At 69.9% G+C, this 14,920-nt stretch carries 13 protein-coding genes; 7 read left to right on the forward strand and 6 right to left on the reverse strand.

Annotated elements, in window-relative coordinates; translation table 11 throughout:
- Window positions 1–25 precede the first annotated feature (25 nt).
- Window positions 26–1,942: a ThiF family adenylyltransferase gene (locus AOK08_RS32415; RefSeq protein WP_055532744.1), complete on the forward strand. Its 1,917-nt coding sequence runs from the start codon at window positions 26–28 to the stop codon at window positions 1,940–1,942.
- 2 nt (window positions 1,943–1,944) lie between these two features.
- On the opposite strand, the gene AOK08_RS32420 is transcribed toward AOK08_RS32415, so the two are convergent.
- Together AOK08_RS32420 and AOK08_RS32425 are read right to left on the reverse strand one after the other, a co-directional pair.
- On the reverse strand, window positions 1,945–2,916 hold the full coding sequence (locus tag AOK08_RS32420; RefSeq protein WP_241827181.1) for a recombinase family protein: 972 nt from the start codon (window positions 2,914–2,916) through the stop codon (window positions 1,945–1,947).
- A gap of 331 nt (window positions 2,917–3,247) precedes the next feature.
- On the reverse strand, window positions 3,248–3,670 hold the full coding sequence (locus tag AOK08_RS32425; RefSeq protein ID WP_055532760.1) for a YjbQ family protein: 423 nt from the start codon (window positions 3,668–3,670) through the stop codon (window positions 3,248–3,250).
- A 150-nt stretch (window positions 3,671–3,820) separates the two neighbouring features.
- Between AOK08_RS32425 and AOK08_RS48985 the strand changes: the two genes are divergently transcribed.
- The 5 genes from AOK08_RS48985 to AOK08_RS32445 all read left to right on the forward strand — a co-directional run bounded on the left by AOK08_RS48985 (window position 3,821) and on the right by AOK08_RS32445 (window position 8,041).
- Window positions 3,821–3,889: a putative leader peptide gene (locus tag AOK08_RS48985; protein WP_351286961.1), complete on the forward strand. Its 69-nt coding sequence runs from the start codon at window positions 3,821–3,823 to the stop codon at window positions 3,887–3,889.
- 141 nt (window positions 3,890–4,030) lie between these two features.
- A complete protein-coding gene (locus AOK08_RS32430; protein WP_055532746.1) occupies window positions 4,031–4,987 on the forward strand; it encodes an ABC transporter permease in 957 nt (318 codons plus the stop codon).
- Complete coding sequence (locus AOK08_RS32435; RefSeq protein ID WP_055532748.1) at window positions 4,960–5,697, forward strand: ABC transporter ATP-binding protein; 738 nt, start codon at window positions 4,960–4,962, stop codon at window positions 5,695–5,697. The genes AOK08_RS32430 and AOK08_RS32435 overlap by 28 nt, the downstream gene beginning before the upstream one ends.
- Before the next feature lie 72 nt (window positions 5,698–5,769).
- On the forward strand, window positions 5,770–6,807 hold the full coding sequence (locus AOK08_RS32440; protein WP_055532750.1) for an ABC transporter substrate-binding protein: 1,038 nt from the start codon (window positions 5,770–5,772) through the stop codon (window positions 6,805–6,807).
- Window positions 6,808–6,913: 106 nt separating this feature from the next.
- Window positions 6,914–8,041, forward strand: a complete 1,128-nt coding sequence (locus tag AOK08_RS32445) for an NAD(P)-binding domain-containing protein (RefSeq protein ID WP_055532752.1) — start codon at window positions 6,914–6,916, stop codon at window positions 8,039–8,041.
- Between the two features lie 29 nt (window positions 8,042–8,070).
- Here AOK08_RS32445 and mltG read toward each other — a convergent pair whose 3' ends face one another.
- Complete coding sequence (mltG, locus tag AOK08_RS32450) at window positions 8,071–8,994, reverse strand: endolytic transglycosylase MltG (RefSeq protein WP_055532753.1); 924 nt, start codon at window positions 8,992–8,994, stop codon at window positions 8,071–8,073.
- Between the two features lie 65 nt (window positions 8,995–9,059).
- Window positions 9,060–10,880: an ABC transporter ATP-binding protein gene (locus tag AOK08_RS32455; protein WP_055532754.1), complete on the reverse strand. Its 1,821-nt coding sequence runs from the start codon at window positions 10,878–10,880 to the stop codon at window positions 9,060–9,062.
- A gap of 94 nt (window positions 10,881–10,974) precedes the next feature.
- On the opposite strand from AOK08_RS32455, the gene AOK08_RS32460 reads away from it, so the two are divergent.
- Window positions 10,975–11,445 carry a MarR family winged helix-turn-helix transcriptional regulator gene (locus AOK08_RS32460; RefSeq protein ID WP_055532755.1) on the forward strand — a complete coding sequence of 157 codons (471 nt, stop codon included), beginning with the start codon at window positions 10,975–10,977 and terminating at the stop codon, window positions 11,443–11,445.
- 152 nt (window positions 11,446–11,597) lie between these two features.
- On the opposite strand, the gene AOK08_RS32465 is transcribed toward AOK08_RS32460, so the two are convergent.
- Window positions 11,598–12,992 (reverse strand): cation:dicarboxylate symporter family transporter, encoded by a 1,395-nt coding sequence (locus AOK08_RS32465; protein ID WP_055532756.1) that lies wholly within the window; start codon window positions 12,990–12,992, stop codon window positions 11,598–11,600.
- Between the two features lie 145 nt (window positions 12,993–13,137).
- Entirely contained in the window at window positions 13,138–14,757 is a 1,620-nt protein-coding gene (locus tag AOK08_RS32470) for a peptide-N4-asparagine amidase (protein ID WP_055532757.1), read from the reverse strand.
- Between the last annotated feature and the right edge of the window lie 163 nt (window positions 14,758–14,920).

The following is a 14,920-nucleotide window of genomic DNA, read 5'->3' on the forward strand; positions in this document are numbered from 1 at the left end:
GAGCGCCGAGCGAACGGAACCGGCCATGGCCACTGACACCTACCGGGCGGACATCGACGTGGTGGCCGCCGGGGCCGATGCGGTGAGCCGCAACGCCGACATCATCAGCGAACGGGAACAGGCGGCCCTGCGCGCCGCGACCGTACTCGTGGCGGGATGCGGCGGCGGTGGCGGGGTCGTCGAACCACTGGCCCGGCTCGGTGTGCTGCGCTTCCGGCTCGCCGACCCCGACCGCTTCGACGTCTCGAACCTGAACCGGCAGGCCTGTGTACAGGCCGACCTGGGGCGTTCGAAGCCCGAGGCGATCGCCGACCGGATCCGCGCGCTCAACCCCTCGGCCGAAGTGACCGTCTACCCGCAGGGGCTGACCCTGGAGAACCTCGACGAGGCACTCGACGGCGCCCACATCGTCTTCGACGGCATCGACCCGACGATGTCGTCCTGGGTCAAGTACCAGCTGCACGAGCGGGCCGCCCGGCTCGGCATCCCCGTCCTGGCGGGTATGGACCTCGGCGGGAAACCGATCCTGTACGTCTTCGACTACCGGCGCAACCCGGTGCCGTTCTACGGGAGGGCGAGCGCCGAGGCACACCGCGAGAACCGCCTGTGGGAATCATTGCGGTGGGTCGGCAGGACCCAGGTCCCCAGCGACTTCCTGGCCGTGCAGACCGACCGGCGCATCAACGGGGGCGCCTGGCCGCAGATCGGCTACTGCGTCCTCGGCCTGGCCACACTGACCGCCAGAACGGTCGTGGACCTGCTCATGAACCGCAGGACACGGGATGTCGTCACCATGGACGTGCATGCCGCGGTCATGCCCCGCCCGGCCGCCCTGCTGCACCGGGCGCGGCTGCCGGTGGAGCTCGTACGGTCCCGACGCGCGCTGCGCGCCGCCTCCCGGCGCGGTCCCGTCCCGCCCTCGGCCGCGCCACAGCCCCCGCGCCCGCTGCCCGAGCGGCTCGCCACCGTGCTGGACGGCGCCCGGCGCGCCCCTTCCGCCTTCAACGCCCAGCCGTGGGCGTTCGAACTCCTCGACGACCGCACGGTCCGGCTGGCGTACGACCCGCAGCGCTGGCCCGCCGCCGTCCGGGACCCGCTGGGCTGGGCGGAGAGCCTCGGCTGCGCTCTGGGATCCATGGCCTACCTGGCGCACGGCGAGTGGGAGGACTCGACCGCGTCGGATCAGGCGGCCGACGAGGACGGGACGCCCGCGTTCGTCGGCCGGTTCCGCACCGACCGCCTCCGCGAAGACATCCTCGTCCGGCAGGGCGCGCTCGGCCTGCGCTCCACCCACCGGAAGGGCTTTCTGCGCACCCCTCTCGACACGTCGACGGCGAAGCGGCTCGAGCTGCTGTGCGCCGAGCGGAACCTCGCCCTGGAGACAGTGACCGGCCCCAGCGCCCTGGCCCGGCTCGCCCGGACCGAGCTCGACTCGGCCTTGGCCGCCGATCCGGCGTCGGACGCCCAACTCCGGGCCTGGCTGCGGGAACGCGCACGGAACGACAACGGCCACCGTTCCTTCGGGGACCCGCGAGACCTCCTCGACCGCTCGGGGCCGACCGGCGTGCTCGCCCGCGCCGTCAACAGCGAGGCGGTACCGCGGGCGCTGGTCCGCCAACTGGCCTCGGCGGCGGCCGGCGGCCGGGCACGGAGGCTGCGCGACTGCGGGGCCGTGCTCGTCCTGCGCGGCCCGCGCCGAACCGTCGCCGACCGCCTCGAAGCGGGAGCCACGCTGATGCACATCTGGCTCGCACTGACCGAGGCCGGATACGCCGCCCAGCCGCTGGGCGCCGAGTCCGGTCGCCCGGCGGCCGGACTCGGCCCCGACGGGGACAACGAGGTCCTGGCGGTCCTGCGCACCGGGCGGGCCACGACCACACCGCTCCGCCAGGGCGCGCGCTGCCCGATCGAGGCCTCCGTCCGGTGGGCCGGACAGCCGTAGCGTCAAGCCTCCACGGTGTACGGCCAGTAGCCGAGCAGATCAAGAAACTGATCGCGAATCCGCAGGTCCAGGGGCCGATATCCTCCGGCGTCGACATGCGCGTCAAGAAACCATTCCTCGACATACGCGCCAAGGAGGTGGGCGTTGATGAGCGGTGCTGGACGGCAGTGCTGGGCGTGACGCCAACCCTTGTTCCGGGCTGTACATGTATAGCGCGGAGGAGCGTCCTTCGACGTCTGGGTGTACAAGCGCGTGTGGCACTGTCCGCACAGGGCGACGTACGTCAGAAGGTACTCACGGTTGGAGTGGCGCGTCCAAGGAGCCTTCCGATCGAGTACGGCCTTCTTCAACGCCTCATGCGTCGCCCGGTCCCACAGTCCTTCGCAGAGCCTTACGGAGTTGCCGTCCCTTCCAAGCACCGGCCTGCTCCGGTGCATCAGGTGGCCGAGGGTGGCCTCCGGCAATCTGATGTTCTTCAGGCTCTGCGGGGACCATGGGCGTCCCCCGGCCAACTTGCCGTACATCACGGCCAGGTGATCTGCAGGCGACAGCTCTGCTGCACGGTTGAGACGTGCAGCCTCGCTACTGGTGGTGACGTTGTCAGGATCGGCCAGGATGCGACGGGCGACCTCGCGGATCACTTCGGAGGCGTGCGGGTGCAGTTCGACATGATCGATTTTGCCTCCCATCACCTTCCGCACGTGCTGGAAGCCGTAGGACGGCTTGCCCTTGGGGCGGCCGGCAGCACGGGTCTTGATCGTCGCGTCGCGGTTCCTGCGCTGGATCGCGCGGAGTTCCATCTGCGCGCCCCAGGCTTCCATGGTGAAACGATTCCCGTCGGCTGGATCGTCGAGATCCCAGGCGCCATCGTGCCCGTACGTGACGAGCATCTTCTTCTCGTCCCGCATCTTGTATCCGGTGTTCAGGCAATCGACGACATTACGGCCGAGCCGGTCCACCACAGCCGCGACCAAGCCGTCGTAAGGTCCCCGTCTCGTCGCGGAGCCAAGGGCCGAGCTTCGGGCGGGTCATGGGGTCGGTGGCGCCCGAGACCTCCCAGTCATCCGCCCAGCCGATGATGTGCGCGCCGACAGAGGCGGCTGCGGTGAGCACGTTCTCCCGCCGGCGCTCGGGGGACGACGTTGCCGGCTTCACGCGCGACAGCCGCCGCACTCCGAGCAGGCATTTGCCACATCCGTCATAGGGACGTTCGATCGCACTTGGGTCCGTATCGCGCATGTTTCTCTCCGTTCGCGCACGCAGGGTACGGAGAATTGGCGGCACGACCCCCGCGGGCGATCTTGGTCAGCCGAGGAAGCTCAGCCGAACCTGACGGTTGACATTGGAGATGTTGGTGTCCACCAGGCACACCGACTGCCATGTCCCCAGCTCCAGCCGCCCGCCCAGCACGGGCAGCGTGGCGTGCGGTGGGACGAGGGCCGGGAGTACGTGGTCGCGGCCGTGGCCGGGGGTGCCGTGGCGGTGTCGCCAGCGGTCGTCGGCGGGGAGCAGGGTGTGCAGCGCGGCGAGGAGGTCGTCGTCGCTGCCGGCGCCCGTTTCGATGACGGCGATTCCAGCGGTGGCGTGCGGGACGAAGACGTTCAGGAGACCGTCCCGGCCGCCCGCCACCTCCCTCAGGAAGCTCTCGCAGTCGTGAGTGAGGTCGACGACCGTCTCCTCGGTGCCGGAGGCGATGTTCAGGACGCGCGTGGTGAAGGCAGGGGACATGTGCCCCATCATCACCCGGCCAACGGGAATCCTCCCGGGAGCCCTCTCCGGGCCCGGCTCCCGTTCCTTGATACGGGAGTCCATTCCGCGAGACACCATTGACCGCGGTCACGTCATCTGGCTACTTTCGGCGGCATGTTGCGTTCAGCCATGCTCACCACGCGCGGTCACATCGACCTGCTGCGGGTGGCCTCCGCCGCGTGTCGCCGCGGCTGCTGACGCCCCTTCCCCCCTCCTTTCCTGTACGCCCGCCTGGGCACCGCCCGACCCGCACGTCCGGGATCTCCCCTGATCCACTCCGGACGCGGCGGCGCCGAGGCACACCGTCTCCCCGGTCGCTCTCCTCCCCGTGGACCCATCATGACCATCAGCCATGCCCTACCCGGCTCACACAAACCCGATATATCGACTAAATCAGGTCCTGATACGTCCGAATCCGCCCCCCAATCCGCCTCCGCATCCGTCTTCCCACCCGTCTCCCTCTCCGGCGACGTCGGGCGCGCCCTCCCCGACCTCGAACTCGAACCCGTCGTCCCGCGCTCCACGCGCCGCGCCCGCGTCCCCCGCTGGGTGCGCCGCACCTCGGGCCCGTTCCTGCTTCTGGCGCTCTGGCAACTCCTCAGCGTTACCGGCGCGTTGACGTCCGACGTGCTCGCCTCGCCCGGGCGGATCGCCCAGGTCGCCAGTGGTCTGATCACCGACGGTTCACTGGGCGACGCGATGGGCACGTCGCTCCAGCGGGTCGCCGCCGGACTGCTCCTCGGCACGGTCATCGGCACCGGACTCGCCCTTGTCTCGGGCCTGTTCCGGATCGGCGAGGACCTCGTCGACGCGCCCGTCCAGATGCTGCGGACCGTTCCGTTCGTCGGTCTGATCCCCCTCTTCATCATCTGGTTCGGCATCGGCGAAGCCCCCAAGATCGCGATCATCACCCTCGGTGTGACCTTCCCGCTCTACCTGAACGTCTACGCCGGGATACGTGGCGTGGACGCCCAGTTGATCGAGGCCGGGGAGTCGCTCGGGCTGTCCCGGTGGGGACTCGTCCGGCATGTCGTCCTGCCGGGCGCGCTGCCCGGGGCGATGACCGGGCTGCGCTACTCGCTCGGCATCGCCTGGCTCGCGCTCGTCTTCGCCGAGCAGATCAACGCGGACGCCGGTATCGGTTTCCTCATGGTGCAGGCGCGGGACTTCCTGCGGACCGACGTGATCGTGGTCTGTCTCGTCGTCTACGCGTTCCTCGGCCTGCTGGCCGACTTCGTCGTCCGCTCCCTCGAAAGGCTGCTGCTGCAATGGCGACCCACGTTCACCGGACGGTGACCACACCGGCCGTACGGGTCGACGGGCTGACCCGGTCCTTCGACGGCCGCGCGGTCCTCGACGACCTGCGACTCGACGTCCGGACGGGCGAGTTCGTGGCCCTGCTCGGCCGCAGCGGCTGCGGAAAGTCAACGCTTCTGCGTGTCCTGGCCGGACTCGACCGTGAGATCTCGGGCACCGTACTCGTACCGCGCCGCAAGGCCGTCGCCTTCCAGGCGCCGCGGCTGATGCCGTGGAAGAAGGTGTGGCGCAACGTCCTGCTCGGGCTGCCCGGCAAACCCGGACGGGAGGTCGCCGAGCAGGCACTCGCCGAGGTCGGCCTGAACGACCGTGCCGACGCCTGGCCCAAGACCCTCTCCGGCGGCGAGGCCCAACGCGCCTCGCTGGCCCGGGCCTTGGTGCGCGAGCCCGATCTCCTGCTGCTCGACGAGCCGTTCGGCGCGCTGGACGCACTCACCCGTCTCAAGGCGCAGCGACTGGTCGGCGAGCTCTGGCAACACCGGGGCTGCGCGGTCCTGTTGGTGACGCACGACGTCGAGGAGGCGGTGCTGCTCGCCGACCGCGTCCTGGTGATGGACGAGGGCGTCATCGCGTACGAGACGACGGTCGACCTGGACCGCCCGCGTGACATCACCGACCCGCGCTTCGCCGAACTGCGCGCCGGGCTCCTGGAACGCCTGGGCGTCGACACCTCGGCCGAAGCCGCCTGACCCTCGCAACTCCCGTCCCCTTCCCCTGGCTTCACCCCCTCAGCCACACCGAACCGATCGGAACGAACGACCATGCGACGCCACCTCGTACCCGCCGCGCTGCTCCTCCCCCTCGCCCTCCTCGTCTCCGCCTGCGGCGGGAGCCCGGCGGCCGGCTCCGCCGTCGGCTTCGGCAGCGACACCGACGGCAAGGGGTCCCTCACGCTCAACGTCGGTGACCAGAAGGGCGGTTCGGAGGCCGTGCTGCGGGCCGCCGGGGAGCTCAAGAATCTGGACTACAAGATCAAGTGGTCCACCTTCACCTCGGGCCCGCCCCTCCTCGAAGCCGTCAACGCCAAGGCCGTCGACATCGGCAGCGTCGGCAACACCCCGCCGGTCTTCGCGGCCGGCGCCGGCTCGAAGATCACTGTGGTGGGCGCCCTGCGCGGCGGATCCCAGGGCGAGGCCATCCTCGTGCCCAAGGACTCCAAGCTCCGCAAAGCCTCCGACCTCAAGGGCAAGTCCGTTGCCGTGGCCCAGGGTTCGTCCGCGCACTACCAGTTGATCGCCTCCCTCAAGCAGGCCGGGCTCACCCTTGACGACATCAAGGTCAAGTACCTTCAGCCGGCCGACGCGCTGGCCGCGTACACGAGCGGCGGCGTCGACGCGTGGGCGGTGTGGGACCCGTACACCTCCCAGATACTCAAGGGCGGGCAGGGACGTGTCCTGGCCGATGGCGAGGGTGTGGTCAACGGGCTCAACTTCCAGGTGGCGGCACCTTCCGCGCTGAAGGACGCCAAGAAGGCCGCGGCCATCAAGGACTTCGTGGAACGGCTGCGGCGCGCCCAGGACTGGGTGTACGCGCACCCCGACACATGGGCCAAGGTGTGGGCCAAGGCGACCGGGCTGCCGTACGACGTGGCGCTCGCCTCGGTGAACCGCTCGAACGCGACCCGTGTGCCGGTGGCGATCGACGACGCGCTCGTCGCCTCGGAGCAGCGGATCGCGGACACGTTCACCAGCCTCAAGCTCATCCCGAACAAGGTCGACTTCGCGAAGTACGTGGACCGGCGCTTCAACGACGACCTGCCCCCGTCCACCACCGCTCCCCGCCCCGCCAAGGAGTCGTGAGCGCGCGGCGACCGTCCGTCCCGGCCCGCAGACCGCCGGGGCGGTCCGGGGGGCGTCGCTACTCGTGGCGTGCGGTCGCCGGACATCGCGGCTGCGCCGCGGGAAGATGCCCGCCCCTCCACCGGTTAGTAGAAGCGTGAACGAAACCGGGATACGCGACGGCGTACGAGAAGTCGATGTCGCCGTCATAGGCGCTGGTCAGGCCGGTCTTTCCAGCGCCTATCACCTGCGGCGCACCGGCTTCGTGCCGGAGCGCGACTTCGTCGTGTTCGACCACGCCCCGCATCCGGGCGGCGCCTGGCAGTTCCGCTGGCCGTCGCTCACCTACGGCAAGGTGCACGGGATGCACGCGCTGCCGGGCATGGAGCTGACGGACGCCGATCCGGCGCGGCCGTCCGCCCAGGTCATCGGCGAGTACTTCGCCGCGTACGAGCGCGGGTTCGATCTGCGGGTACGCCGTCCGGTCGCGGTACGGGCGGTGCGCGAGGGGGACGGAGACGGGCGGCTGCTCGTCGAGACCTCGGACGGCGACTGGTCGGCGCGGGCGCTGATCAACGCCACCGGAACCTGGGACAGGCCGTTCTGGCCGCGCTATCCGGGCCAGGAGACCTTCCGGGGACGGCAGTTGCACACCGCGCGGTACCCCGGACCGGAGGCGTTCGCCGGGCAGCGGGTGATCGTGGTGGGCGGGGGCGCGTCGGGTACCCAGCATCTGATGGAGATCGCTCCGTACGCCGCCGCGACCACGTGGGTGACCCGGCGTCCGCCGGTCTTCCGCGAGGGGCCCTTCACCGAGGAGTTCGGGCGGGAGGCCGTCGCCCTCGTCGAGGAGCGGGTGCGCCAGGGGCTGCCGCCGAAGAGTGTCGTGTCGGTCACCGGACTGCCCCTCAACGACGCGATCCGGCAGGCGCTCGCCGACGGCGTCCTCGACCGACGGCCCATGTTCGACCGGATCACCCCGGACGGGGTCGAGTGGGACGGAGGTGAGCGCGTCGACGCCGACGTGATCCTCTGGGCGACCGGGTTCCGGGCGGCGATCGACCATCTGGCACCGCTCAGGCTGCGTGAGCCCGGCGGTGGCATCCGCGTCGAGGGGACGCGCGCTGTCGCCGATCCGCGCGTCCATCTGGTCGGTTACGGCCCGTCGGCGAGCACGATCGGCGCCAACCGTGCCGGGCGGGCGGCCGTACGGGACATCAGGCGGCTGCTCGACCAGGAGCCGGCGCCGGTCTGACGTCCCGCAGGGCCGCGCGGCCCGTCAGGTCACCTGGCGGGCTGTCCGCTCTGCTGCCCCGGAGCCGGGCTCTGCTGGTTCTCCCGACTCCCCTGACTCCCCTGACTCTGCTGCCTCTGCTGACTCCCCTGGTTCTTCTGGTTCCGGTTGAACTCGGCAACATTGCGCTGGTGTTCGGCGTAGTCGGCCGTGAAGCGGGTGTCACCGGGCTTGACTGTGACGAAGTAGAGCCAGTCGCCCGGGGTCGGGTTGATGGCGGCCCGCATCGCCTCCTCGCCGGGGTTGGCGATCGGCGTGGGCGGCAGGCCCATGCGCAGGTAGGAGTTGTACGGGCTGTTCAGCCGGGTGTCGGCGGCCGTCGTCCTGAGCGTGGACCTGTTCAGCGCGTAGTTGATGGTCGAGTCCATCTGCAGCGGCATCCCGCGTTCGAGCCGGTTGAAGACGACCCGGGCCACCTTCCCCATGTCCTGCTTGCCGGCGGCCTCGGCCTGGACGATGCTCGCGATGGTGACGGCCTGGTAGACGTTCATGGCGTTGCGCTGCGCCCCCGCGGTGATGGGCGGACCGCCGAACCGCTGGTTGGCGGTGTCGACCATGACCGAGAGCAGGGATTCCGGGGTGGCCTTCTCCCTCAGCGGATAGGTCGCCGGGAAGAAATAGCCCTCGGGGTTGCCCTCGGCGTCGGCCGGGAGTTTCAGCCGGGCCTTGCCGAGCGACTTCCTGGTGCTCCCGGCCGGCAGGGCGAGGGCCTTGTCGACCGCCTCGTACACCTGGTTGGAGCGCCAGCCCTCCGGGATCAGGAGGGAGGTCGGCCGGGGGTCCCTTTCGCTGTCGACGCTCAGCAGCGGCACCGCCACGGCGGTGGCCGCGACAACGGCACCGGTCGCGATGAGGACGGCCCGGCCACGGCGCGTCAGGCGAATCGTGCTCCGTGACGGAGTGTTCATCTGCATGCGGGGACGGTAACTCGCAGAACCTCACAAACCCGGCATATTTCCATTTAGTACGACCGTACAGGTCACCCGGTCGGCTCCAGTTGGGCGTCCCGGCGCACGAGGGCGGCGTACCGCCCGTCCTGGCGGAGGAGCTCCTCGTGCGTGCCGCGTTCGACCGCGCGCCCGGAGTCCAGGACCACGATCTGGTCGGCGCCCCGGACGGTGGACAGGCGGTGCGCGATGGTGAGCGTGGTGCGGTTGGCCGACAGTGCGTCGATGGCTTCCTGGACGGCGTGTTCGGTGCGGGTGTCCAGGGCGCTGGTCGCCTCGTCCAGGATGAGGACGGGCGGGTCGCGCAGGATCGTACGGGCGATGGCGAGGCGCTGTTTCTCCCCGCCGGAGAAGCGGTGGCCGCGCTCGCCGACGACCGTGTCGTACCCGTCGGGCAGGGACGAGATGTGGTCGTGGATCTGGGCCGCGCGGGCCGCCGCGTGCAGCTCTTCGTCGGTGGCGTCCGGTTTGGCGAAGCGCAGGTTGTCGGCGACCGTGGCGTGGAAGAGGTACGTCTCCTGGGAGACGACGCCGACCGCGCGTGCGAGCGTGTCGAAGTCGAGGTCGCGGACGTCGACGCCGTCGATGGTGACCCGGCCGCCCGTCACGTCGTACAGCCGGGGCACGAGGTGGCCCAGCGTCGACTTGCCGGCGCCGGTGGGACCGACGATCGCCAGGCCGGCGCCCGCCGGGACGGTGATGTCCACGCCGTCGAGGATCGGGCGGCTCTTGTCGTCGTAGCGGAACTCGACGCCCTCCAGGCGGACCTCGCCCTTGATCGTGTCGAGGTGGACCGGGTTCTCGGGCTCGGTGATGTCGATGGGCAGGTCGAGGTACTCGAAGATGCGCTGGAAGAGCGCGAGCGAGGTCTGGATCTGGACGCCGGTGCTCAGCAGGCTGACGGCAGGCCGGAACAGGCCCTGCTGGAGCGAGACGAAGGCGACGAGCGTGCCGATCGAGACCGTCGGGCCGCCGAACTGGAGGGCGAGACCCGCGGCCCAGTAGATGACGGCGGGCATGGCGGACATGACGATGCCGATGACGGCCATCCGCCAGCGGCCGGCCATGCTGGAGCGCACTTCGAGGTCGACCAGACCCTCGGACTCCTCGGCGAAGGAGCGGGTGAGCGAATCGGCGCGGCCCATCGTGCGGCCGAGCAGGATGCCGCTGACCGACAGCGACTCGGTGACCGTGGCGGCCATGGCGGCCATCTGTTTCTGGCGCTGGGTGGTGATCCGCTTGCGTTCGTTGCCGACGCGGCGGCTGATCCAGACGAACACCGGCAGCAGGAGCAGCGAGACGGCGGTCAGCCGCCAGTCGAGGGCGATCATCGCGACGATCGTGGCGACGACGCTGGTGAAGTTGGAGACCAGGGAGGTCGCGGTGGAGGTGACGGTGGCCTGCATACCGCCGATGTCGTTGGCGATGCGGGACTGGACCTCGCCCGTGCGGGTGCGGGTGAAGAAGGCGAGCGACATGCTCTGGAGGCGGCCGTAGACAGCGGTGCGCAGGTCGTGCATGACGCGCTGGCCGACGGTCGTGGAGATCAGCGTCTGCAGCACACCGAGAACGCCGCCGAGGACGGCACTGGCGATCATGCCGAGGGCGAGCAGGCTGAGCAGTCCGGTGCGGCCCTCGGGGATCGCGACGTCGAGGATCGCCTTCAGGAGGAAGGGGGTGGCGACGGAGACGAGGGACGCGGCGGCCACCAGCAGGCCGACGACGGCGAGCCGGCCGCGGTAGGGGCGGAAGAGTTTCAGGATGCGGCGGACCTGGCGCGGCTGGCCCGCCGAGCCGGAAGAGTCGATGGAGTCGGTGGACGGGGTCCAGGCGGGTTGAGTGTCGGGTTTCATGGGCTCCTTCGGGAGACTTGAGGATGACGACTCACGGAGCATAGCTCATTGTTACCTATACTCACAATGAATCGCATCCTGATATTGTTCCCGCATGAGTTCCCCCGACGCCGACGGTCCGCTCGCCGACCAGTTGCTGAGCCTGACCCGCCGTCTGCACCGCAGCCACAAGCACCAACTGGAAGAGCGCGGAATCGGCATCACCCCGGCCCAGTCACGGCTGCTGCGCACCCTGTCCCACCATCTCCAGCACCATGGCTCCCCACCTCGGATGGCCGATCTGGCGGAGCGCCTGGAGGTGGTACCCCGGGCGGTGACGACGCTGGTGGACGCGCTGGAGTCGGGCGGCAAGGTGCGCCGGGTACCTGATCCCGACAACCGCCGGGTGATCCGGATCGAACTCACGGACGAGGGGCGCAAGGCACTGAGCGAGCTGCGCGGGGCGCGCAGGGCCGCGGCGGAGGAGATCCTCGCGCCGCTGACGGACCTGGAGCGCACGGTGCTGGGCGAGCTGCTGGACACGCTGATGGGCGAGGGAGGCGCGCCGCCCGAGCGGCGCTGCTGAAGCGGTGCGGTTCCGGTGCGGTTCCGGTGCCGGTGCAGTTCCGCGTGAACTTCCGGTGCAGTTCCGCGTGGACGAACGGGCCGTGGGTCCGCCCCATGATCGCTGGGGGCGGACCCACGGCCCGTTCGTCCGAACACCAGAGTTGCCGCAGGTCAGCTTGCGGTCTCCCTGACCTCGGCCGCCTGGGCCGGAACAGACGCCCCCGCGCGTTCCTCCGGGTCGGCCTCGTCGTCCGCGTCGGTCTCTTCCGAGATCACGATCTCCCCGTCCAGCACCTTCTTCGCGCGCTCGATGTCCAGAGCGCCCTCCCAGCGGGAGACCGCGAAGACGGCGACGCAGTTGCCGAGCAGGTTCGTGACGACGCGCATCGAGTCCATGATGCGGTCGACTCCCAGCAGCAGGGCGACGGCCCCGGCCGGGATGGCCCCGAGCGAGGAAGCGGTCGCGGACAGGGCGAGGAAGGCCGAACCGGGGATGCCGGCCATGCCCTTGCTGGTCAGCATGAGCACCAGGATCACGGTGATCTGCTGGCCGAGGCCGAGGTCCACGCCGACGGCCTGGGCGATGAACAGGGTGCCGATGGAGAGGTAGAGCGACGCTCCGTCGAGGTTGAAGGAGTACCCGGTGGGCAGCACCAGGCCCACGGCGTCGTCGCGGGCGCCGGCCTTGCGCAGCTTGAGCATCACGCGCGGCATGACGGACTCGGTGGACGCGGTGCCGAGCGCGAGGAGCATCTCCTCACGGATATAGCGCAGGAACTTCCAGAGGCTGAGCCCGGTCACCGCCCTGAGCGCGAGGGCGAGCAGCGCGACGAAGAGCGCGGCAGCCGCGTAACACAGGATGATCAGCTTGGCGTACGTCTGGATCACGCCGAGTCCGTACTGGCCGATCAGGACCGCCATCGCGCCGAACACCGCGATCGGGGCGAGCCGCATGATGAAGCCGACGACCGCGAAGATGATCTCCTGGGCCTGCTCGACGGCGGGCAGCACCTTCGGCACCCTGGTGTGGCCCAGGTGGAGCAGCGCGGCGCCCACCAGGCAGGCCAGGATCAGCACTTGGAGGAGCTCGTTCTCGGCGAAGGCACCGATGAAACTGGTGGGAATCGCGTTGACGATGAACTCGGTCGCCGAGGGCAGCGAGCCGCCGCCCGTCTTCGCGTCGATCGCCGAGGTGTCGAGCGTGGACGGGTCGACGTGCATGCCCGAGCCGGGCTGGACGATATTGGCGGCGAGAAGCCCGATGAGCAGGGCGAGCGTGCTGGCCACCTCGAACCAGATCAGGGCCTTGAGCCCGATCCGGCCGAACGCCTTGAGGTCTCCGGCCTTGGCTATGCCGACGACGACCACGCAGAACACGAGCGGCGAGATGATCGTCTTGATGAGCCGGGTGAAACCGTCGCCGAGCGGCTTGAGGTCCATGGCCACGTCGGGCCACAGCTTCCCGACAACGATGCCAAGCACGAGCGCGACAGCGACCTGCGCGAACAGCGAGGTACGCAGTACGCGTGCGACGCGTCGCGGCAGGGACGGTACGGACTCCGGCACGAGCACTCCTCCAGATGATTTCTGGGATGCGGAAACCAACTTCCGCATCCACACTCACTATTGATCAACCGTTCGCCTCGTCTGCAACCTGCGTATGACGGCCGTGTAAACCATCAGCCACCCCCACCGCTTGCCCGGCACCCTGTCAGCAGCGGGTTCGGTCCCTCGTGAGCACCCCCTGCGCGGTCACCAGCGAACGGTCGTGGCATCCGGCCGACCCGTACAGCCGGTAGCGCTCACTCGTCGTCCCGACGGCGTGACGCTGGTCGCGCGGCACGTTCGCGGTGTACGTCGCGTCGCCCGTGTACGTGTCGTCGAGCCAGGACCACGCGGCACGCCGGCCCGCGAACGTCTCGGTGACGGCTTCCCGGTCGCCGAGTGTCAGCACGGTCCGCAGCCGGTCGCCCGCGCCGAGCGTGGTCGTGCCGTCCATCGTGTACGTCCGGCCCGTACGGGTCGTCCTGGCCGGTCCGCGTCCGTCGACGGTGACGTTCTCGGTGTCCGTCCAGGTGGCGGTGAGCCCGTCGGTGTTCTCGCCGTCGGTCCAGCGGTGCGCGGAGGTGTTGGCGAGGGCACGGGTGACGGTGGTGACGACCCGGCCGTGCGAGGTGTCCACGTACCCGGAGACGGTCAGCCGGTGAGCGCCGTCGGTGTCGAGGCGTTGCTGTTCGCCGGCCGAACCGGGTGTGTACACGGAGGAGTTGGCGAGGTCGCCGGCCTGGTGGGTGGTGAGCCCGCCGGTGACCCGGGCGCGGTCGGCGTCCTGCCAGACGAGGACGTTGACCGGGGTGCTCCAGCCCGCCTGTCCTTCCGGGACGCCGACGACGGAGACCTTCACATCGTGCGGGCGGCCGTCGTTGAGGAGCCCGGCGAACGGGGTCAGATCGTATTCGATCGGCTTGACGTCGAAGGCGCGTGGTCCGGGGATCACGTACCAGAGAAAGGGGTTGGACCAGCCGCCGGTCCAGACGGTCGGGAACGGGGCGGCGATTCCGGCCAGTTCGCCGTCGACCTCGATCTGCACCTCGCGGTACGGGCCGCCCGTGGCCTTGCAGGAGTAGGGGGCGGCGTCGGGGACGGTGAGATACCAGAACTCCTCGCAGCCGCCGCCGGAACCGGTGGCGTACACCTCGGCCACGACACGCTCGCTGTTGCGCGGCGTGGTGAGGGTGCCGTCCGGCTGGAGGGTGAGGACGCGGTCGGGGGTGTCCTTCGCGGCGGGTGTCCCCGGGTAGAACGTCAGCGTGACCTTGACGTCGAGGACGCCGGTGTAGGTGTCGTCGACAACGTTCCCGATGAGCATCTCGACGGGCTGGGCCTTACGAAGCGTGTCGCTGTAGCGCGTGACGTCCTTCTCGACGGACCAGGAGATGCCGTCGGGCGAGGGCTCCGGTGTGGAGGTACGGAGGACTTCGACACCGCCGATGTGCAGGTAGCCGAGGCGGTCGAACTGCCGGCCCTTGACCTTGCCGTCCATCCGCAGCACGACCTTGCTCCAGCTCGCGCCGCAGCCCCCCGGGGGCTCGTACGTGCCCCGGTAGGGCGTGAAGTCCTTGAACCGGGCCTCGGCGACGGTGACTTCGCAGGACCTGGAGCCGCCCGGCCGCGTGATCGCGGGCGCGGCGGTGACCGGGTCGTGCCAGTCGGTGCCGAACTCGGCGGGGACGTCCAGGGGTTGGGCCGACCGAGCCGGGCTCGCACCCAGCAGGGTGCTCGCCAGGAGGGCCGCTCCGGTAAGCATGGACATGATGATCCGGTTTCTCATGGCCGGTGTTCTACGGGTAGTCGGCCCCGCGCGGCAATGAGGCGAACAGCCGCCAATCGGCGCGAAACCATGCCTCTTGCCGGAAAACCGTTTGCCTGCGACCACACGGTGACGCGAACCTTTCACGGCCCGTTGTCGGCCCTTCCGGGCCTCCCCCTCCCCC

It is taken from the genome of Streptomyces graminilatus, assembly GCF_001418565.1.
GTDB lineage: Bacteria > Actinomycetota > Actinomycetes > Streptomycetales > Streptomycetaceae > Streptomyces > Streptomyces graminilatus.